The sequence below is a fragment of the uncultured Mediterranea sp. genome (assembly GCF_902493215.1).
Classification (GTDB): domain Bacteria; phylum Bacteroidota; class Bacteroidia; order Bacteroidales; family Bacteroidaceae; genus Bacteroides.
Genome location: NZ_CABUOL010000003.1, coordinates 150452 through 171228, shown reverse-complemented (window position 1 = coordinate 171228; position 20777 = coordinate 150452). Strand labels below are relative to the sequence as shown.

22 protein-coding genes are annotated in these 20777 nt (G+C 48.8%); 18 read left to right on the top strand and 4 right to left on the bottom strand.

Going from position 1 to position 20777, the window contains the following annotated elements; translation table 11 throughout:
* Window positions 1–81: 81 nt before the first annotated feature.
* From RDO88_RS03165 to RDO88_RS03080, 18 genes are all read left to right on the top strand, one after another.
* Entirely contained in the window at window positions 82–561 is a 480-nt protein-coding gene (locus tag RDO88_RS03165; RefSeq protein WP_307757978.1) for a hypothetical protein, read from the top strand.
* 42 nt (window positions 562–603) lie between these two features.
* The gene (locus RDO88_RS03160) at window positions 604–843 is read left to right on the top strand and encodes a hypothetical protein (RefSeq protein WP_307757977.1); all 240 of its coding nucleotides are present in this window, start codon (window positions 604–606) and stop codon (window positions 841–843) included.
* A 153-nt stretch (window positions 844–996) separates the two neighbouring features.
* Window positions 997–1392, top strand: a complete 396-nt coding sequence (locus tag RDO88_RS03155) for a hypothetical protein (protein ID WP_307757976.1) — start codon at window positions 997–999, stop codon at window positions 1390–1392.
* A gap of 1 nt (window position 1393) precedes the next feature.
* Window positions 1394–2044 carry a hypothetical protein gene (locus RDO88_RS03150; RefSeq protein ID WP_307757975.1) on the top strand — a complete coding sequence of 217 codons (651 nt, stop codon included), beginning with the start codon at window positions 1394–1396 and terminating at the stop codon, window positions 2042–2044.
* Between the two features lie 89 nt (window positions 2045–2133).
* On the top strand, window positions 2134–2406 hold the full coding sequence (locus RDO88_RS03145) for a hypothetical protein (RefSeq protein ID WP_307757974.1): 273 nt from the start codon (window positions 2134–2136) through the stop codon (window positions 2404–2406).
* A 410-nt stretch (window positions 2407–2816) separates the two neighbouring features.
* On the top strand, window positions 2817–3452 hold the full coding sequence (locus RDO88_RS03140; RefSeq protein ID WP_307757973.1) for a hypothetical protein: 636 nt from the start codon (window positions 2817–2819) through the stop codon (window positions 3450–3452).
* A complete protein-coding gene (locus RDO88_RS03135) occupies window positions 3452–5539 on the top strand; it encodes a hypothetical protein (protein WP_307757972.1) in 2088 nt (695 codons plus the stop codon). Before RDO88_RS03140 ends, RDO88_RS03135 begins: the two co-directional genes overlap by 1 nt.
* 154 nt (window positions 5540–5693) lie before the next feature.
* Window positions 5694–5978 (top strand): hypothetical protein, encoded by a 285-nt coding sequence (locus RDO88_RS03130; protein WP_307757971.1) that lies wholly within the window; start codon window positions 5694–5696, stop codon window positions 5976–5978.
* Window positions 5979–6360: 382 nt separating this feature from the next.
* Complete coding sequence (locus RDO88_RS03125; protein ID WP_307757970.1) at window positions 6361–7308, top strand: hypothetical protein; 948 nt, start codon at window positions 6361–6363, stop codon at window positions 7306–7308.
* A gap of 110 nt (window positions 7309–7418) precedes the next feature.
* A complete protein-coding gene (locus tag RDO88_RS03120; RefSeq protein ID WP_307757969.1) occupies window positions 7419–8114 on the top strand; it encodes a hypothetical protein in 696 nt (231 codons plus the stop codon).
* A gap of 280 nt (window positions 8115–8394) precedes the next feature.
* Window positions 8395–9018, top strand: coding sequence for a hypothetical protein (locus RDO88_RS03115; RefSeq protein WP_307757968.1), 624 nt, complete (start codon window positions 8395–8397; stop codon window positions 9016–9018).
* Window positions 9019–9099: 81 nt separating this feature from the next.
* Window positions 9100–9489, top strand: a complete 390-nt coding sequence (locus RDO88_RS03110) for a hypothetical protein (RefSeq protein ID WP_307757967.1) — start codon at window positions 9100–9102, stop codon at window positions 9487–9489.
* A gap of 3 nt (window positions 9490–9492) precedes the next feature.
* Window positions 9493–9753 (top strand): hypothetical protein, encoded by a 261-nt coding sequence (locus RDO88_RS03105; RefSeq protein WP_307757966.1) that lies wholly within the window; start codon window positions 9493–9495, stop codon window positions 9751–9753.
* Window positions 9754–9967: 214 nt separating this feature from the next.
* Window positions 9968–10180: a hypothetical protein gene (locus RDO88_RS03100; protein WP_307757965.1), complete on the top strand. Its 213-nt coding sequence runs from the start codon at window positions 9968–9970 to the stop codon at window positions 10178–10180.
* Window positions 10181–10334: 154 nt separating this feature from the next.
* Entirely contained in the window at window positions 10335–12881 is a 2547-nt protein-coding gene (galB, locus tag RDO88_RS03095; RefSeq protein WP_307757964.1) for a beta-galactosidase GalB, read from the top strand.
* 72 nt (window positions 12882–12953) lie between these two features.
* Entirely contained in the window at window positions 12954–14177 is a 1224-nt protein-coding gene (locus RDO88_RS03090; protein ID WP_307757963.1) for an S-adenosylmethionine:tRNA ribosyltransferase-isomerase, read from the top strand.
* Window positions 14178–14271: 94 nt separating this feature from the next.
* On the top strand, window positions 14272–14769 hold the full coding sequence (locus RDO88_RS03085) for an NUDIX domain-containing protein (protein ID WP_307757962.1): 498 nt from the start codon (window positions 14272–14274) through the stop codon (window positions 14767–14769).
* A 38-nt stretch (window positions 14770–14807) separates the two neighbouring features.
* Entirely contained in the window at window positions 14808–16166 is a 1359-nt protein-coding gene (locus tag RDO88_RS03080; RefSeq protein ID WP_307757961.1) for an endo-alpha-N-acetylgalactosaminidase family protein, read from the top strand.
* Window positions 16167–16252: 86 nt separating this feature from the next.
* On the opposite strand, the gene glmM is transcribed toward RDO88_RS03080, so the two are convergent.
* The 4 genes from glmM to RDO88_RS03060 form a co-directional block, all read right to left on the bottom strand.
* Window positions 16253–17641, bottom strand: a complete 1389-nt coding sequence (gene glmM / locus RDO88_RS03075; protein ID WP_021847824.1) for a phosphoglucosamine mutase — start codon at window positions 17639–17641, stop codon at window positions 16253–16255.
* Window positions 17642–17676: 35 nt separating this feature from the next.
* Window positions 17677–18282, bottom strand: a complete 606-nt coding sequence (locus RDO88_RS03070; protein WP_307757960.1) for a DUF4827 family protein — start codon at window positions 18280–18282, stop codon at window positions 17677–17679.
* Between the two features lie 101 nt (window positions 18283–18383).
* Window positions 18384–19421: a DHH family phosphoesterase gene (locus RDO88_RS03065; protein ID WP_307757959.1), complete on the bottom strand. Its 1038-nt coding sequence runs from the start codon at window positions 19419–19421 to the stop codon at window positions 18384–18386.
* A gap of 108 nt (window positions 19422–19529) precedes the next feature.
* On the bottom strand, window positions 19530–20762 hold the full coding sequence (locus tag RDO88_RS03060; protein ID WP_307757958.1) for a Cof-type HAD-IIB family hydrolase: 1233 nt from the start codon (window positions 20760–20762) through the stop codon (window positions 19530–19532).
* Between the last annotated feature and the right edge of the window lie 15 nt (window positions 20763–20777).

Genomic DNA, 20777 nt, shown 5'->3' with positions numbered 1-20777 from the left:
AATGAAAGGAATCGAGTATATATAGTAATATACTGATTCTGAGTGGGTAAATAAAAATAGTATCATTAATATTGATTGGATATGAAAATTCTAACAATAATCTTATCAATTGGCATTTTGTTGTCAGTGAGTGCATGTACAGGTAGTGATATGTATATGCAAGAACAGATACCTGCCGGTGATGGGCAACTTCTTGAGACTAAAAATTGGGAAGAAGCCGACCTTTCCCCGGAATGGAATGTATTGGCCATTTCGTTGTTTTCAGAAGCGAATGCGAACAGAATCATTACTGCCCGTTTCGATGTGGATAAAAAGAGCGGGCAACATGTGATGCAGTTTCGGGTAGGAGGAGAAGGAGCGAAAGAGGGAAACCGGCCCATCTTGAAAACCCGAGAGGAAAATGACCGTAAGTGGATATACTGGGGAGAAGTATGTGGAATCATGTCTGCCAAGAGGTTTGCAGACTTCTTACAGAAGAAATTTGCGGGAGTCCCTTATGAAACCCGATTTGAACCGATAGAGGGTAAGGATTGCAGAAAGGCATATTATCGGAAAGGGTGATAATGCCTGTACACAATCGCATAATTAATAAATGTGAATGCAATGAGAAAGAACGTATTCTTTATCGTAATGGTTTCATTGTTTTTGGGAGCCTGTACTTCCACCGAAACAATAGAGGAGGTGGAGGGAACGTACTATTACGAGAAGATACAGGAATTGGCCGCTTCTTATGGAGGGTATGTTGAACGTGAAAGTTCGGCTCCTCCCATGACGAAGGCAGAGTATGAGGAATTGGAACGTATCGTACTTGCCCTTACAGGACATGGTCAGGAAAGCGACTGATGTTTATCTGAACTAAAGTACGGATCCATTTTGAATGGCCATCTTTGTCCTCTTAAGGGAGTATGTGGAAAAATGGAGATAGGGCATGAAGATTTGAAATGGATCCGTTCAAGTGAGTGATAATTCGTTGAATGGATGTAAAAGTAGAAGTTTATGAAAAGTAAATTGTTGTTATGTTGTTTGATTGTTTTGCCGATGGCTTGTTCCAAGGACAAACAATCTGAGCCTAAAGTGGAAAAGTTTGTATTGGAGTATTCTATACAGGAACGGGAGGATGCTTATGCTAAAATGTATCCTTATCTGAAAGTGGTAAACAAAAGATATACGCTTGACTTGACGGAAGAACAAGCGGATACTTTGGGTGTACCTGTAGCTTTGTATCGGGAAGCATTGGCAGATGTAGAAGCGGTAAATCAGTCTTTTGATAAGGCAGAGGAGGAAGGAATTCCCTTTGAAGTGAAAAAATTGCCGCTTTTGAGTGATTCGCTTATGAAGGCATCCCGAAAGGCTAAAATGGAATTTGAACAACTTTTAAAAGGAGGGGAATAAAATGAAAGTTTTCTTTGTTTTGTTGAGTATTATTGGAGCAGTATTGTTTGGAGCTTGTTCAAACGAACAAAATGTTTGGGAACAAGGAACAGAGCGAGTTACGGACACATCTGCAATATTGGATGCCCATTTGAAAATGGCTCCATATCTGAGGATTGTAGAAAATAGATATGTATTGGATTTATCAGAGAATGGAGCAATGAGATTAGGGATACCTATCGGTATTTATCATGAAGCTATTAAGGATATAGAAAGGGTAAATGGAACTTTTGATGAAGCAGAGTTGGAGGGAATACCTATTGTAATTGCGGATAAAACTCTTCAAAAGGATGAAAAACTGTTTTCTCCGCTTATTAAGACTAGGACGGAGAATCCTACAACTTATGCTACAATTTGGTTGGGTTACAATACATCTACAGGTTCTGCAAGTTTTACACCAAGGTCTAATAAAGTAGTGGTTAGTGCTAGTGGAACTTCGATGGTTTGGAGTGTCGTTTTAAAAGGAGGAATTAGTATGGTCTTGTCTGGCTCTTCTTTTGGAGGAATAGTGAAAAAAACGGCTAATGTATCAGCAGGATACAGAATTTCAGTGGAGGCACAAAAGGCTGCGGGTAATGGAGCTGTTGTAACGGTGGCGTTTAGTAATCAATGAAGCGGATATATTGGTTTGGATTTTGAAATTGAGTGTTATGGAACCATCACCTATATTTAAAGTGTTCTCAAAAGAGAAGAAACAGATGTATGTCGAATTGTATAATCAATAAATGTGAATGCAATGAGAAAGAACGTATTCTTTATCGCAATGTTTTATTGTCCTTTGGAGCCTGTACCTCCACCGAAACTGTAGAGGAGGTGGAGGGAGCGTACTACATCGAGAAGATACAGGAGCTGGGTGCTCTTTATGGAATCTATTATGAGCATGGCAAATCGGCTCCTCCCATGACCAAGGCGGAGTATGAGGAAGTGAAACGTATGTTGTTTGACATTATTAGACGTGGTCAGGAAAGCGACTGATGTTTGTCTAAATTAAAGTGCGGATTCATTTTGAATGGTCATCGTTGTCCTCTTAAGGGAGTATGTGGAAAAATGGAGACATTGCATGAAGATTTGAAATGGAGCCGTTCAAGTAACTTTAATCATGGTAGAATGGTAGAATATGAATGCTTTTTTTTGTAATCCATTTAAGAACAAATTTGATATGGTAGGTGTGGTAATTATATTATTGTTATCTGCATTTATAACGGTAATAGTTTTTTTCGTGATATGTCCGGTTATTCGTTACTGGCTTTTATAGGTATATGTGGCTGTTATATAGACTTATTTGTCGCAGATAAGGTGGTTCGGATAATTTGCTTGGCCATATTGTTGATGTTTATACTTGGGATAGTATAACTGATGTAATTTAACTCTGTAGGATTTATAATATGAAAAAGATTTACTGTGTTATTGTTGTGTGTTTAAGTTTTGCGGCTTGCCAATTGGAGGCCCCAAAAACTACACTTCCTGAGAGTATGCAGGATAGAATGCCCGAAACTTGGCAGGAACAAGTAGAATTTGCTAAAAAGACGACGGCCCAATTGGTATCACAAGGAAAGGGTGACTTGAAATTTGTCGATTATAACTATCTTGGGAAAATCACTTCCCAAGAGCAGCTTGACGACTGTTGGGAACGGTTGTTGGGGGATGATACGCAAGTGGTCATGTTTCCGAACAAGGATGATTATGAAACGTTTAATATCGTACCGTTGAAGCAAGAACGGGAGCGGATTTGGAACTTGGAAAAGCGGGACTATGTAAAAGGTTTCAGAGAATTGTTGGATACGGTGGTGACGATTGGAAAGGAAATGATGGAATTGGAGTGGGAGTATAAAGGGAAACCTGTTCACTCTTTGGCAATTCTTTCTCATGGGAAAATCGTGTTTGACCATATAGGAACCGTAGTTAGTGCACCGGGGTCAAGAACTCCGAAAAAACCGGTTGTCAAGACACGGGTGTACAAAAGCGAAGAGGAGGCGTTGCAACGGCTGAAGGAAAGATTGGATAGTTTAAACAATTTGTAATGAAAAAGTGGATTCTTATCTTTTCGGTTATCCTGTTGGCGTGCGGGGCGGCGGTGTATTTCGGCCTGCCGTCTCTTCCACCCGAAGCGGAGGGCAACCGCCGGAACCTGTGGGCGGTGTTGCTGCACTACCGTTGGGTGGACCGCGACCGCCAGAAGCTGGAAGCGGCCCGCTTTCTGATAGACAACATGCCCTATCATCGGGGAAAGGGGCGGCTGGTGCACGTGCCGGAAGAGATGAAGCGGTGGAGGAGGGAGGCGGACAGCCTGTATGCCTCCGTGCGGCTTGCGGGGATGGAGGAGAAGGACTGGCAGGACAGCCTGAAAAGAATGCGGACGAAACGGCTGGCTTTGTTGAAGGATTCGGTGATGCAGGAAGCGGCGATAGACGACGGATGGTTTGACGACATCCAATGCTTGTCGTACCGCTTTCTGGTGGACCATATCGACAACGCGTTCCGGATGTGGCGGCGGTCGGTGTTTGCCCGGAACCTGAGCTTTGAGGAGTTCAAGGAATATCTGCTGCCCTATCGTTCGGTGGCGGAATACGGATTCCACGTTTCGGGCAGGGAATGGCAGGAATGGTTCGGCAAATATGTACCCGTGGACGGAACGGCTGCCTTGCGGGAGGCGGTACGGGGATACAACCAGGCCGCAAACAACGTGCAGGGGCTGAACGGGAGCAACAGGCGGGAAGTACCGGCGGGGCAATATGATTTCTATGTCGGCGGCAAATTGGATTGCGTGGATATTGCCCATTATGGCTGCAACATCCTGCGGGCATGCGGTCTGCCGGTGGTTGTGGAGTTCAACATGAGTTACCTTTCCCTGCCGGGGCGGCACTACCATTGCGACGTATGGTACGATGCGAAAGGGGAATGGCGTACGTTCAATGCGCAAAGTGCCTTGCCCGGCGACCGAGATTGGGCGTTCAGCCAGGTGACCAATGTGTACCGCATGACTTATGGGGCACGGAAGGATACACCCTACTTCCTGAAGAATCCGGGAGAGCGGGTACCCGAGCTGCTGGATGACCCTTGCATTGAGGACGTGACATCGAACTTGCGGGAGACCGTGACGCTCACCGTGCCTTGCCGGGTTCCGGCGGCCAACCGGCTGGCCTATCTGGCCACGTTCCACAAGGAGAGCGGTGGCCTGATAGCCGTGACGTGGGGTACGGAGGAGGCGGGCCGCGACTCGGTGACGTTCAGGCATGTGCTGCCGGATGTCCTTTACTTTCCGGTGTACTATGCGGCGGACGGGGTGAAGGCGGCAGGTGAGCCTTTCTATGTGAAGATAAAAGACAAGCGGGCGGAAGTCCACACCCTGCCGGGAATACAGACGGGCGTACAGGAGCGGGAGACTCTCGTCCTGCGGCGCAAGTATCCCCGCAAGCCCAATATGGTGAAGGTGGCGAACGAGCTGGTAGGCGGTCGTTTCCTGGGAGCGAACCGGAAGGACTTCAGCGACGCGGTGACACTGTATGAAATCAAGGAACCGCCCTCACCCTATTTTCAGGACTATCCGTTGAAGCGGACGGGACGGTTCCGCTACTATCGTTTCCAGGCTCCGAAAGAGCGTCCGAGGGCCAATATCTCCATGCTGGAGTGGATTGCGTCTTCCGGGCGTGGGTATGCGAATGTGCTACCGGCTACACGGCCGGATATGCTGCGGCCTGCGGACACGGTTCGCCTGGCGGAGGAACAGCGTTGGGTGAAGTTGCTGGATGCACCCTGGAAGGATATGGTTTGGAAAGCGGAATATGACGGCAACAGACAGACGGCACCCGGGGCTTATCCGAACATTACACTTTGGCTGAAAGAGCCGCAAGTGGTTTCACGAGTCCGGTTCGCTCCTCTGAATGCCGATAACGGCATCCACGGAGGCGATAGGTATCGGTTGCACTACTGGGAGGAAGATGGCTGGCAATCTGTCGGGACCGTTCAGGCCGATTATGAGTATGTGGTGTTCGACAACGTACCGGCCCACAAACTGTATTGGCTGGAAAACCTGACCACGGGGCAGGAGGAGATGCCGTTTGTCATGGAGGACGGTGAACAACGGTTTCTGTATGGCGACATTATCTGAATTGGAGGTGGAGCTGATGCCTAATTTTCACCTAATCAAAAAAGTGGCTTTTGATTAGGTAAAAATTAGGTTTTAGTTAGATGCTATATGGCTGATAATCTTTATATTTGCGAAGTGTGGCTTTTGAGAAGCGGTGATGTTTTGAGAAGTCCCCATGCTGCAACAGCTGTATGACTATTACTGGAGCCGGAATGATGTGCTGGTGGCAAGTGTGTTTGTGCGATACAGAGCTGACGAAGATTTGGAAACAGGGAAAGATATCATACGGAAGGAGGGATATACTTCCCCTGTCTATGCCGTCCACCGGAATTCTTCTCTGATGTCGCATGCCGATATCAGGGGATTTCCTACCGTTCTGATACTGGACCGAAACAAAACGGTGATTTTCAAAGGCAGCCCTGACAGGGCTGTGGAAAAGATGAAGGCATTGTTAAGATAATTAAGTAACTTCAATCACAATAGGGTATGAATGCTTTTATCTACTTTCATGATGGCAATGAGTTTTTATACGGATCTGCCGGGCTATTCGTTACTGGCTTTTATAGGTATATGTGCCTGTTACATAGACTTGTTTGTCGCGAATAAGATCATTCGGACAGTATGTCTGGCTATCTTGTTGGCGCTTATACTTGTGGGGCTATTTAGCAATATGCATTGTACTCGTTAACTGATGCAATTAGCCTTGGCGTGAGTGATAATTGATTGTCGAACATAAAGATAAGTGTTGTGGAACCACCAGTGTGAATTGTGCCGTGTCTAATTCTATGACTTGGCTATATGTGTAATGATAAAATGATGTTTAATTACCAGATATAATGAATATGAAGACTATATACTACTTTTTTGTGCTTGTGTTGAGTCTACTTTTTGTCTCTTGTGGGTCCGATATTTTAGTAAATGAAGTTGTACCACCTGTTAAAGCAGAGAAAAAAAATGCTCTTGAAACATGGCAACAACAGGCTGAGTTCGTTAAGAAGTATACTAATCCGATGATTGAATTTGGTATTCATGGAGTTAGTCTTATAGGGTATACTTATCTTGGAAAAATTGATTCTCAAGAACAATTAAATGAATTGTGGGAATATCTTTTTGCGGAAGATACAGACGTGGCTGACAATGCAGGTGACAATACTTATGAAATAGTATCTTGGAAGATTAAAAAAGAAAAGGTGCGATTGCGTGGTCTGCCGGATCCCTCTGTTTTAATTAAACAACAACTTCAATCAATATTAAAAGTTGGCGTGGAAATGGTGGAAATGGAATGGATGTATAAAGGAAAAAGGGTTTATTCAAAAGCGGTTGTGTCTGATGAATGTGGTGGAATAATTTTTGATCCGATAGGTTCGTTTATATCCATTACTTTTCCTGAAAAAAAGGAGGAAATGAAATCGAGTATGAGAACAATTAAAACAAGAAGGGAAAACGAACCCATTGTGAGAGAGTGGATTTTGTCAAATCAAAGTCGCACTTATGTGAATGGTAAGCCAGCTTGGCGCTATCATCTTCAAAGTACTTCGTTGTTCTACAAGAATGGTATTTTAAAGGACTTTAGTATTTATCAGAGTCATCATGCAGAAACAGGGTGGAGTTGCGATGCAAATATTATAAGCACAAAGGGAGAAAGAGGAGTAAGCACATACCATGAATTTTCGTGGGGATATGCCTATGGAGAAGGTATTACGGTTTCTGTCAATTTGCAAGGAACTATATTTTCCATCACTCCGGGTGCTCATGGAGGTTCAGGCACAATGGCTCATACTGTTAATTAAAGAATGGTATACAGGTTATTGATCAGTTTTTGGAATGATAATCGAATGTCTAATCGTATAATGAATGTAAGTAAAATGATTACGAAAAACTGATTTGATTGAGATTTAGAATGAGAAAATATCCAATATGTCTTTTAAAAAATGAAAATATAAAATCGAAAATATTTTACAAATCTTTGATGCTTGTGTTAGGGCTGATTATGTATGGTTGTAATAATGAATATGATTATGTCGATGTGAGATTAGAAGCTGATAGAACGGAGTTTAAGCATGAAGTGTTAACTTTGGCTAATGAATATGGGGTGGAGGTCGAATTCTTGAATACATATTCAGATCCTAGTGAAAGCGATTTTAAATCAATAGAAGAGATAGAGAGAATTTTCATACAATTGAAAGAAGGTGTAGGCAAAAAACGTTCTTTTCCTTTGTATCGAAATAGAAAAGCAGATGGAAGAAGTTGGTATGAAACGAGAAATATCATGTCTCCTCCTAATGTGAAAACACGTAGTGAAATATACAGCTTTAGTGAATGGGCTTTTAATCTTTCTTGGTTTTCAGTTTCCATAGTAGAAGATGAAGGGATTTATACCGTATATACTGATTTTACAGGTTTGTCGGTATACTCATATATACAAAAGTACGCTAGTGGTTCATGCGATGGTGATGTTGTGACATTTAATGCGTTGGGAACTTTGAATGCTTCGATTACATCTGTTGTGGGATTTAAATTAAGTTATACAGTAACTGCTAATGGTTCTTATAATAAAATTGATGATAATGGATCTGTCTCATTGAGTTATTCGTAATATTCGAAAATTGCTGTCTTATGGAAATGTTAATCGTACTTCCGTACTTTGCGGAATTATTGTATCTGTCATTCTTGTTGGCAGGTTTGTTTCTCGTTTGGTATAAAAGCAGTTTTGAGAAGTCCGGAAAGCTCGTTTGGACAATCTTGATTGTATTGTTTAATGTGCTTGCCTTCATTCCATTGATATACCTGTTGTTTAGGAAGAAGAAGGAATATTCGGAGTCATGAAACGGCTTATGTCGTTTCAGTCATTATTTTAACTTGCTAAAATGGATAAGATGAAAAGAATTTACTATCTCATTGTATGCTTAAGTTTGGTGGCTTGCCAATTGGTGGCTCAAAAAAAGATATCTTCCGAGAAGATGCCGGACAAACTACCCGAAACGTGGCAGGAACAACTGGAATTTGCTAAAAAGACGACGGCCCAATTGGTAGCACAAGGAAAGGGTGACTTGAAATTTGTCGATTATAACTATCTTGGGAAAATCACTTCCCAAGAGCAGCTTGACGACTGTTGGGAACGGTTGTTGGGGGATGATACGCAAGTGGTCATGTTTCCGAACAAGGATGATTATGAAACGTTTAATATCGTACCGTTGAAGCAAGAACGGGAGCGGATTTGGAACTTGGAAAAGCGGGACTATGTAAAAGGTTTCAGAGAATTGTTGGATACGGTGGTGACGATTGGAAAGGAAATGATGGAATTGGAGTGGGAGTATAAAGGGAAACCTGTTCACTCTTTGGCAATTCTTTCTCATGGGAAAATCGTGTTTGACCATATCGGAACCGCGGTCAGTGTACCGGGTTCAAGAACTCCGAAAAAGCCGGTTGTTAAGACACGGGTGTACAAAAGCGAAGAGGAAATGTTGCAACGGATAAAGGAGATAAAGGAAAAAAAGTAGGTTTGTCTGTCTGTTAGGAATAATCGGATAGATTGCTCATAATTTAATTTCATTATTGATTAAAAAAAGGCTGATTGTTTTATGGAAAGAATATTTTTATTAGGCTGTTTAGCTTTTTTGTTGATGGCTTGCTCCAAAAGGAAACAGTCTGAACCTCAAGAAAGGAAATATGCATTAGAGTATTCTATGCAAGAACGTGAGGAGGCTCATGCCAAAATGTATCCTTATCTGAAGGTGTCAGACAAGAGGTATGTGCTTGATTTGACGGAAGAACAAGCGGATACTTTGGGTGTGCCTGTAGCTTTGTATCGGGAAGCGTTGGCGGATGTTGAAGCAGTAAATCAGTCTTTTGATAAGGCAGAAGAGGAAGGAATTCCCTTTGAAGTGGAGGATTTGCCGCTTTTGAGTGATTCGCTTATGAAGGCATCGCGAAAGGCTAAAATGGAATTTGAACAACTTTTAAAGGAATGAACGATGAAGAATCTGTTTCAAAATCCGTTTAAGAACAAATGGAATATCATAGACGGGATGATGGTATTGGTATTGTCTACATCCATGGCTGTAATCAGTTACTGGGGTGATCCGTACCATTGCTCATTCTTGCTTCTTATCATGATATACGGCTGTTACATCAGCCTGTTTGTCGCAAACAGGTTCATCCGGATAGGATGCATGGTGCTGCTTCTGCTGCTTACATTTTATTGGTATTTCAGCGGTTTTCTCCGTTCGGCATGACAGACATATCAGATGATATAAACAGATTGTGAATGCTTGTTTAAACTTTTAATTTGTCGATATTATGAGTGATTATGTGGTTGTAGTACTGGTGGTACTGATTGTTTGTACCGATGTATTGGCTATCAGGCATATCATGCGGTCGGATGCGGGTGGTGGCATGAAGGTGGTTTATGCGCTACAGAGTAGAGGGAATAGATAAATGGAATCTGACATGGAATACGCTGTTATCGGATTGATTATAGGGATACCTTTGATAGCATGGCTGTTGTATACGGGAGTACAAGACGTGCGGAGGTTGTATCGGGAACGGTCTTATGGGAAGACATTTCTTTATGTGTTTTTCCGTGTGGGACTGATTGCCTGTTTGCTTCTGTCCATCCTGTCTTTGTTTGGAGTTAAGTTGTTGGCGGATGTCCTGAAGTAGGTCGTTCGTTGTTTTGACTTTATTGTCTGGCTGATGCTCGCTTGTCTGTGGATGGAGTTGGACGATTTTATCCCATGTTGTATATGGATAATTCTCATTTAATCCTTATTTTTGCAACTACACTGAAAAATATGATTTAAGAGAAACAGACAACATGAAGAAACAAGAGAAAATGGGATGGGCCGGCGTTTGTTTGCTGTGCCTGCTTACGTGGCTGGGTTGTAGCCCGGCCGGAGAATCGGGAAAGATGGTACGTTCGGGACAGGTGGATGTCGTGTCGCTGAACGAAGGATGGACGTTTGCCCGCTACGGGCTGCAGGCCGACGGGACGTTGCGCGAAGAGCCGGAAGGCATGTATGCGGCCGGTTGGGACGATTCGTCCTGGCGGAAGTTGGATGTGCCCCATGATTTTGCCATCGAAGGGCCGTTCCGCATGGACCTGTCCGGAAACACGGGCCGCTTGCCCTATCAGGGAATCGGCTGGTACAGGAAAAGTTTTGTGCTGGATTCGACGGATGCGGACAAACGTATCTATGTGGACTTTGACGGCGTAATGGCCTACGCACAGGTGTGGCTGAACGGGCAGTACGTGGGCGGTTGGCCCTATGGATACAATTCGTTCCGGCTGGACCTGACGCCTTATGTACGTACGGGTGGCGAGAATCTGCTGGCCGTACGTACCGATACGGAAAAATGGGAGTCGCGCTGGTATCCGGGAGCGGGTATCTACCGCAATGTCTGGCTGGTGAAGACGGGGCAGGTGCAGGTGAAGCATTGGAGCGCACGCATGCGTACAGCCTGCCTGACGGAAAGCACAGCCCGGCTGGACCTGTCGCTTGAGGTGGAGAACCACCTGGACAAGGATGTGGAGGCCGTGGTGAAGGGCGAGGTATACGAACTGGACAGCACGGACTGCTTCGGCCGCAGGGTGTTGCGTCTTCCTGCACAGGAAGTCCGTCTGTCGGCCCGTTCGGCACAGGCCGTGAAGCTGGAAGATGAGCTGGATGACTACAAACGGTGGGACATCGGTTCGCCCAACCGGTATGTGGCCCGTCTGACGGTTTCGGTCGGAGGGCAGGTAACGGACCGCTACGATGTGCCTTTCGGCATCCGCGAAACGGAATTCTCCCGTCAGGGATTCTTCCTGAACGGCCGTAAGGTGGCTTTGCAGGGAGTTTGCCTGCATCATGATCTGGGTGCTTTGGGTGCCGCCTTCAACCTGAGTGCTCAGGAACGCCAGTTGCGCATCATGCAGGAGATGGGCTGTAACGCCATCCGCACTTCGCACAATCCGCCTGCACCCGAACTGCTCGACCTGGCAGACAAGATGGGCCTGCTGGTGATGGACGAGGCTTTCGATGCCTGGGCACGCGGTAAGCGAACCTGGGACTACAACAAACTGTACAACGAGTGGCATGAGAAGGATCTGCAGGCCATGGTGCGCCGTGACTGGAACCATCCGTCGGTCATCATCTGGTCCATCGGCAACGAGGTGATGGAACAAAGGGATGTGGAAATGACCCGTCACCTGGCCGGTATCGTCAGGGAGCTGGACGACACGCGTCCCGTAACGGCAGGCTATAACAATCCGGACGGCGGGCGCGACTCGAACGCCGCCCGTGAACTGGATCTGATGGGAGTCAACTATTTTTTCGGCCAGCAGGCCCGTTGGGACGAGGACGAACGCTACAAGGATATGCCTACGGTCGGTACGGAAACGTCGTCCTGCGTCAGTACCCGTGGTGTCTACTTTATGGGCGACACCTTGCGGAAAGATTTCCAGATATCGTCCTACGACCTGGATTCTCCCGGATGGGGCTGTTCTCCCGACAGACAGTTTGCCACGAATGCCCGCTTCCCGCATCTGCTGGGCGAATTCGTCTGGACCGGATTCGACTATCTGGGCGAGCCTACACCCTATAATTCGGACAACACCAACTTGCTGAACTTCCGGACGGATCCGTCGAAGCAGGAGGAGCTGAAGAAGAAACTGGAGGAACTGGCTCGTATACAGCCGCCTTCGCGCAGCAGCTATTTCGGCATTGTCGACCTGGCCGGCTTCCCCAAGGACCGCTATTACCTGTACCAGTCTCACTGGAGACCAGAGTTACCGATGGCCCACATCCTTCCCCATTGGAACTGGCCGGACCGCATCGGACAGGTTGTTCCGGTACATGTTTACACCTCGGGTACCGAGGCCGAACTCTTTGTGAACGGCAAGAGCTGGGGTCGCCGGTCGAAGAGGGAAGGACAGGACTTCCGGCTTGTGTGGGACAGCGTTGTCTACCAGCCGGGAAGCGTCCGGGTAGTGGTTTACAAAAATGGCCAGAAGTGGGCTGAGGACGAGGTACAGACAACGGGAGAGGCACGGAAGATCCGTCTGGAGGCCGACCGCAACAGCCTGGATGCGGGCAGTCGTGAACTGGCTTTCGTGACGGTCCGCCTGACAGACGAAGAGGGCCGGACGGTACCTACCGCCTGTTGCCCGCTGAAGTTTGAGGTGGAAGGAGCCGGTGAACTGGTGGCTACCGACAACGGCGATCCCATTTCGTTCACTCCCTTCCAGAGTGCGGAGCGGGAAGCGTTCAACGGATTGGCACTGGCTATAGTCCGTGCCCGGAAGGGAGCTGCGGGCGAAATCCGTGTCCGCGTTTCAGGCGAAGGTCTGGAGCCTGCTGTATTGCAGCTGGAGGCGCGATGACGATTTGCCGGGGGAATAGGGAAACCTTTGCCAAATAATCCGTACCTTTGCATCCGAAAGGAAGGAATGATTATGAAACAAGATCCCAGACATATCCGCATCAGCGAATTCAATTATCCGCTGCCCGACGAGCGTATCGCCAAGTTTCCCCTGCCTGTGCGCGACCAGTCCAAACTGCTGGTTTACCGTCACGGCGAAGTGACCGAAGACCGTTTCACTTCCCTGCCCGATTATCTGCCGGCGGGCAGCCTGATGGTGTTCAACAATACCAAGGTTATTCAGGCCCGCCTGCACTTCCGCAAGGAGACGGGAGCACTTATCGAGGTGTTCTGCCTGGAGCCCATCGAGCCGAACGACTATGCGTTGAATTTCCAGCAGACGGAACATGCCGCCTGGCTTTGCATGATAGGTAACCTGAAGAAGTGGAAAGAAGGCCCCCTGCATCGCGAGATGACGGTGAAGGGGCGTCCCTTGACACTGACTGCCGAGCGGGGCGAGTGCCGCGGCACCAGTCACTGGGTAGATTTCCGCTGGGACAACCCCGAAGTGACCTTTGCCGATATTCTCGAGGTGTTCGGCGAACTGCCTATTCCGCCCTACCTGAACCGCGAGACGCAGGAGAGCGACAAGACGACCTATCAGACGGTCTATTCCAAGATAAAGGGATCCGTGGCTGCGCCCACTGCCGGGCTGCATTTCACGCCCCGCGTGCTCGATGCCCTGCGCACGAAGGGAGTCGATTTGGAGGAACTGACACTGCATGTGGGAGCCGGTACCTTCAAGCCCGTGAAGAGCGAGGAAATCGAGGGGCATGAGATGCATACGGAATACATCTCCGTGTCGCGCGGCACAATAGACAAGCTGATAGCCCACGGCGGACAGGCCGTGGCCGTAGGCACCACGTCGGTGCGCACGCTCGAGAGCCTCTACCACATCGGTGTCACCCTGCTGAAGAATCCCGATGCGACGGAGGACGAACTGCACGTTCGCCAATGGCAGCCCTACGACATGGAGGGCGAGGCGCCTGCATCGGTTGCCGCCCTGACCGCTGTCCGCGACTACCTGGACCGCCACGGCATGGAGGCCCTGCACACCAGTACGCAGATCATCATCGCTCCGGGCTACGACTATCGCATTGTCAAGGCGATGGTAACCAATTTCCACCAGCCGCAAAGTACACTGCTGTTGCTCGTATCTGCCTTTGTACATGGTGACTGGCACACCATTTACGACTATGCGCTGGCCCATGATTTCCGCTTCCTGAGCTATGGCGACTCGTCGCTGCTGATACCGTAAGATTCACCACGGAGGACACAGAGTTGCACAGAGTATTATTCCTATAAAAAAACTCCGTGAAACTCTGTGTCCTCTGTGGTAAAAAATACAAGTTATGAACCAAGACAACAACCAAGAAATGTTTCCCCTCGTCGATGAAGAGGGCAATATCACCGGTGCTGCCACGCGTGGCGAGTGCCATAACGGCAGCAAGCTGCTGCATCCCGTCGTCCACCTGCACGTGTTCAACTCGCGCGGTGAACTCTATCTGCAAAAGCGTCCCGAATGGAAAGACATACAGCCCGGCAAGTGGGATACGGCCGTAGGTGGCCATGTCGATTTGGGCGAGAGTGTGGAGCAAGCCCTGCGCCGCGAGGTGCGCGAGGAGCTGGGTATTACCGACTTCACACCCCAACAGGTGACACACTACGTCTTCGAGTCGGCCCGCGAACGTGAGCTGGTCTTCACCTACAAGACGGTGTACGACGGTCCTGTCACTCCTAGCGACGAACTGGACGGCGGCCGCTTCTGGCCTATCGAGGAAATCCGTGCCAATCTGGGCAAGGGCGTCTTTACACCCAATTTCGAGGGAGAAGTGGAGAAGGTCCTGTAAATCTTTTACAATCAGTACAATCACAATAGGATAATATCATGAAAATGCGTGTTTTTCTTTTAGGAATATTGCTTTGCTCATGCATACATGCTGCTTGGGCTTTTAATCATGATTATTCTCAGACATGGGTATCCAAACTGTTCCTGTCGAAGCCGGATCCTGCGGGAGGATGTATAGTCAATCTGACGTTTGAGCAAGCTTTGGAAGTTATTCGGGTAACCGATAACCAGTCGTTGGGAATCCCCAAAATTGTATATCTGGTGGGATGGCAGTATAATGGGCACGATGATAAATATCCCGCGTTTTTTGATGCCAATCCTTTGCTGAAACGCCCGTCGGACAAGACGGCTCTGGAGAGTCTGCGTTGGCTGATGCGGGAAGCCCGGAAGTATCATACAACGGTGAGCTTGCATATAAACATGACAGATGCCTACGATGACAGTCCGTTGTGGGATGAGTATGTAGAAAAGGATCTGATTTCCAAAAATGCAGATGGCTCCTTGAAGGTAATAGGTGAGTACAACAACCGGAAGGCTTATCAGGTGAACTATCAACGGGAGTGGGAAGCTGGTTATACGCAGATGCGTATAGATAAATTGCTGGCATTGGTACCGGAGCTGAAAGAGGCGGGTACCATACATAGCGATGCCTGGATAGCCCGTCCGAGTGAGGGGCATAATGAGTCGGTCATCAACGAGGCGTTGTATCAGCAGCGGGCAGCCCTGTACTGGAAGTCAAAGGGGATAGATATTACCAGTGAATGGGTAATGGACTACATGATAGGTTATGTGCCTTATGCATGGCATTTCAATGGATTCAATCAGGCTGATTATCTGAAATATCCGGCCAGTGTATATACCGGCACGGGTATCAATCCGGATATTCGTAGCAGCGATCATGCTTTAGGCTTTCTGTTTGGAACTTCCTGTTATGGCGAACCTATCTGGAAGGGAGCCGATTACAATGCGTGGAAAGATGCGTTGGTCAAAGATTTCATGCTGAAGGTTCCGCAATACTTTTTCTTGAACCGTTTGGAGCGTGATTCTGTATCGGGGACAGGTGAAAACCGTGTGGCCTGGTATTCTGACGGAGTGTCTGTTTCCTTGAAAGACAGTACGGTCGTGCAGTATGACCGGGTATTGCGCAACAGAAATACGGTGTGTATGCCTGCCGTATGGCGGAATGACAGAGGAATGCTGCTGTATTGTGAAGAAGGGTGTCCGGACGGTTCATTCGATGTACCTTATTGTTGGGGTACGGCTAAAAAGGCTGAACTCTATCTGATAACTCCGGAAAATGGGCTGGTATATCAAAGAGAGGTAACGCTGAAACAGGGCAAACTGAAAATGAAAGTGGAGGGAAAGACACCCTATTATCTGATTCCCAGCAGGCGTTAGGAAAAGAATCAAAGAATAATAGGCTTGAAATGGAAAACGGGATGAAGTGTGATGCTCCATCCCGTTTTTTATTTCAGCAGAAAAACTTATTTCGCCAGTTCAGCAATTACTTTCATAATCTGCTGGCCGATTTCTTCGGCTTCTTCTTGCGTGTGAGCTTCGCTATATACGCGGATAATCGGTTCCGTGTTGCTCTTACGCAGGTGTACCCACTTTTCGGGGAAGTCAATCTTCACACCGTCGATGTCATTGATTTCCTCGTTCTTGTAGATTTCCTTCACCTTGGCCAGGATGGCATCCACGTCGGTGTCGGGCGTCAGGTCTACACGGTTCTTGGCCATGAAATAGGCGGGATAGGTGGCACGCAGTTCGCTCACCTTCTTGCCTTCGTGTGCCAAGTGGCTCAGGAAGAGGGCGATACCTACCAGCGCGTCGCGTCCGTAGTGGCTGGCGGGATAGATGACACCGCCGTTGCCTTCACCGCCGATAACGGCACCCACTTCCTTCATCTTTGTGGTGACGTTCACTTCGCCCACAGCCGATGCAAAGTATTCCTGTCCGTACTTGCGGGTTACGTCGCGCAGGGCGCGGGTAGAGCTGAGGTTGGACACGGTGCTGCCCGGCGTGTGCTTCAGGATGTAGTCGGCTACGCTGACCAGCGTATATTCTTCGCCGTACATGCGTCCGTCCTCGCAGATGATGGCCAGACGGTCCACATCGGGGTCAACCACGAAAGCCACGTCGTTCTTGCCGGCCTTCATCAGGTTCATGATGTCGCCCAGGTTCTTCTCCAGCGGTTCGGGATTGTGCTGGAAGTTACCGGTGGGTTCGCAGTAGAGCTTCTCTACATGCTTCACACCCAGTGCTTCGAACAGCTGGGGCAGGATGATGCCGCCCACGGAGTTCACGCAGTCGATGGCTACGTGGAAGTCGGCCTTGCGGATAGCCTCTACGTCAACGAGGTCGAGTGCCAGTACGCTGTCAATATGCTTTTGATTGTAGGTCAGGTCCTTGCGGTAAGTACCCAGCTTGTCTACTTCGGCGTATTCGAAGGCTTCGGCTTCGGCAATGCGGAGCACTTCGTTGCCTTCTTCCTTGTTCAGGAATTCACCTTTTTCGTTCAGCAGCTTCAGGGCATTCCACTGCTTGGGGTTGTGCGAAGCAGTGAGGATGATACCACCACTGGCACCTTCCATCGTAACGGCCAGTTCGGTGGTCGGTGTGGAGGCCAGGTCGATGTCAACCACGTCCCATCCCATACCCATCAGGGTACCTACCACTACGTTCTTTACCATTTCGCCGGAAAGGCGGGCGTCGCGGCCCACTACAATCTTGTTGCTTTTTACGGTACACGTCTTGCGGATAAGAGTGGCATAGGCAGAAGTGAATTTCACGATGTCGAGCGGATTGAGTCCCTCGCCTGCGCTGCCGCCAATGGTTCCGCGGATTCCAGAGATCGATTTGATTAGAGTCATAGATTATCGTTTTTAAGAGTTGATTGAATGCTTTCTTATCGCCAGAACTGGTATTTTGTTATGTCGTAATAGAAGGGATAGACATTCTGCATGGCTGCCTGATGGCCCATTTTGGACGGGACGATGAGGCGTACATGCGCTCTGTCGCGGATGTAGGGCATCGGCACCAGCCAACCGGCAGGAACTGCCGTATATCTGTACCAGGAGTACATCAATCCCTGGGTGAAGATACCTGCAATGGACGACGAGGTAGCTGTGTACTTGAATTCATCCGACATATAGGACAAAGACAAATTGCTCAGCGTGGTGTCCTGATCCAGCAGGCTGTATTCCATGAAGCGGACCAATACCACTTCGTTGTTTCTGACCGTGTCGGCCGGATTGTCCGAACCTTTGTCTACAATCTGCATATATACACCGCTCGCCAGCTGGACATATTCGTTTTCTTCCACATTGGTCACGGAGTCGTTGTCGAAGAATTCGGTCTGGCTGATTACCTTAATGCCTTGTTTGTTGATGAAGTCGGCAATGGCGTCGTCTTCCTCTTCCAGCATTTCGGCGTATGTCTTCGTGTCATCACAGGCCTGGAAGGCAAATCCGAAGGCCAGCAGTATAAAAAAGAATGGGATAAGTTTCTTCATTTGTATAAGTTTATATTTCCGTGCAAAAGTATCTGATTTCCTTGAATATTGAAAAACGTGGCGGCAAAGTTCGTATCTTTTAACCTTTGCCTGCCGGTTTTCTATCCTTTGGCAGTGAGCAGAGGCTTGTATTTCTCCAGAGCCTGTTCAAAAACCTTGAGCGCTTCCTCCATCGTACCGTAGAATTCTCCGCCCGAAGCGTTCAGGTGTCCGCCACCGCCGAAGAATTCGGCTGCCAGCTGGTTGCAGGGGAACTTGCCTACGGAGCGCAGCGATATCTTGATCATGGGCTTCTCGGTATCTTCGCGCAGGAAGCAGGAGAAGATGACATTCTTGATGCTGAGCGGAATGTTCACGAAGCCTTCGCTGTCGCCGCGGATGTAGCTGAACTGCTTCTGCTCCTTGACGGTGAGCGATATGAGGGCGGCGCGGTATTCGGGATACACTTTCATCTGCGTCAACACATGTCCCATCAGGCGCAGGCGGCTTTCGGAGTAGGTGTTGAACACCTTGCGGTAGATGGCGTCCTTGTCGATGCCCTTGGAGAGCAGTTCGCTGATGATGAAATAGATTTCGCGGTTGTTCGAGTTATAGGTGAAACCGCCCGTGTCGGTCATCATACCCGTGTAGATGCATTCCGCTCCCTGCTTGGTGATGTCGCTGAAATACCCCATGCGGCAGATCAGGCGGAAGATGAGTTCGGAAGTGGACGATATTTCGGGATGCGAGATGACGATACTGCAGAAGTCTTCGGGATGCAGATGGTGGTCTATCAGAATCTTGCGTGCGGGCGAGTTCCTGACGGCATCGGCCATGGCGTCGATGCGGCTCAGGGCGTTGAAGTCCAGGCAGCAGATGACGTCGGCTTCGGCGATGAGCTGGTTGGCAAACTCCCTGTAGCGGTCGTATTGCAGGATGTCCTTGCTGCCGGGCATCCACCGCAGGAAGTCGGGGAAGGCATTGGGCACAATGATGTTTGCCGTCTTGTCCTGCGAGTTGAGGAAATGCCACAGGCCCAGTGAGGACCCGATGGCGTCGCCGTCCGGACTTACGTGTGTTACGATAACCATCCGCTCCGCGCGGTCCAGCCATTTGGCGAAGTGGTCGATATTGGCTTGGGCAATTACTTTGCTTAACATGTACCTTTTCTCTTTTGAAGTGAATATTGAGCTGCAAAAGTACGAAAAAGTTTGTTTTCGGGCGAGGGAGCGGATGGTTTTCTTCGTATTATCGGCAACGGAGGAGGCTCAGCGTTTCTTCATCACGCTGTTTACCACACGTACCGACGACACCAGCTTGTTGGTCGAGGTGAATACGTCGACATTCCACACATGCGACGACCGTCCCTGGTGAACGATGGTGGCCACGGCACGCACTGTATCGCCTTCGTGGGCCGAGGAGATGTGGTTGCCGCTCACCTGCATGCCCACCACGAACTCGTCAGGCTGGCAGAGTACCATCGAACCCAGTCCGGCCACAGTTTCGGCCAATGCCAGCGTGGCACCGCCGTGCAGGATGCCGAAGGGCTGGCGGGTGCGGTGGTCTACGGGCATGGTCGCTTCCACGCGGTCCTGGGATACGTAAGTGTACTGGATGCCCAGATTGCCCATCAGCGCATGCTTGGCCTGGGCGTTCAGCTGGTCGAGGGGCACCTGCGTGGCGCGGATGTCGGCCAGGATGAGCTTCTCTACCGCCTGTGCCACACCGTCGTTTCCGTTGGTGTCGGTGGTATAGTCGGCACAAATCTTCACGGAGTCTACCGAATTGCCCATTGCTACGCCCATGCCGGCCAGCTGGATCATGGCCACGTCGCACACGCCGTCGCCGATGGCCAGCACTTCGTCGCGCCGGATGTCCAGATACTCCAGCAGCACGGCCAGCGTATTGGCCTTGTCTACCGTGCAGGGTACCACTTCGAGGAAATAGGGTTCCGAACGGAACACGTCGAGCACACCGTCCAGACGTTTCTTCCAGTGGTTTTCCAGGTCGGTCAGCGCTTCCTCATCGTCGCTCACCAGCATGCACTTGCAGGGGGCGAAGTCGATGGCGGTGGAGAACTCCTCTTCCGTTATCAGTTTCAGGTTGTTCAGCGTGGCCTCTTCCTGTACGTGCACGTTGTCGGGGGTGTTGGTCAGCAGGGTGTCGTCGTGGTAGGTGAATAGGGCGAAACCGTTCTTGATGGCTTTCTTTTCAATATAAGGTATCATTTCGGGGTTGATGCGCCGCTCGAACAAGACTTCGCCGTTCTTGGCGTCTATGATCTGCGAACCGTTGTAGGACAGGATGAAACCGCCGTACAACCCCAGTTCCAGTGACTTGGCTATGGGCAGCAGGCCATACGTGGGCCGGCCCGAGGCCAGTGCGATACGTACGCCCATCTGCTGTACTTTCAGCAGGGCGGCCAGGGTACGCTTGCTGATGGCTTTCTCTTCGTTGAGCAGAGTGCCGTCTACATCGAGAACCAAAAGTTTGTATTTCATAGTTGTAAAATTTGA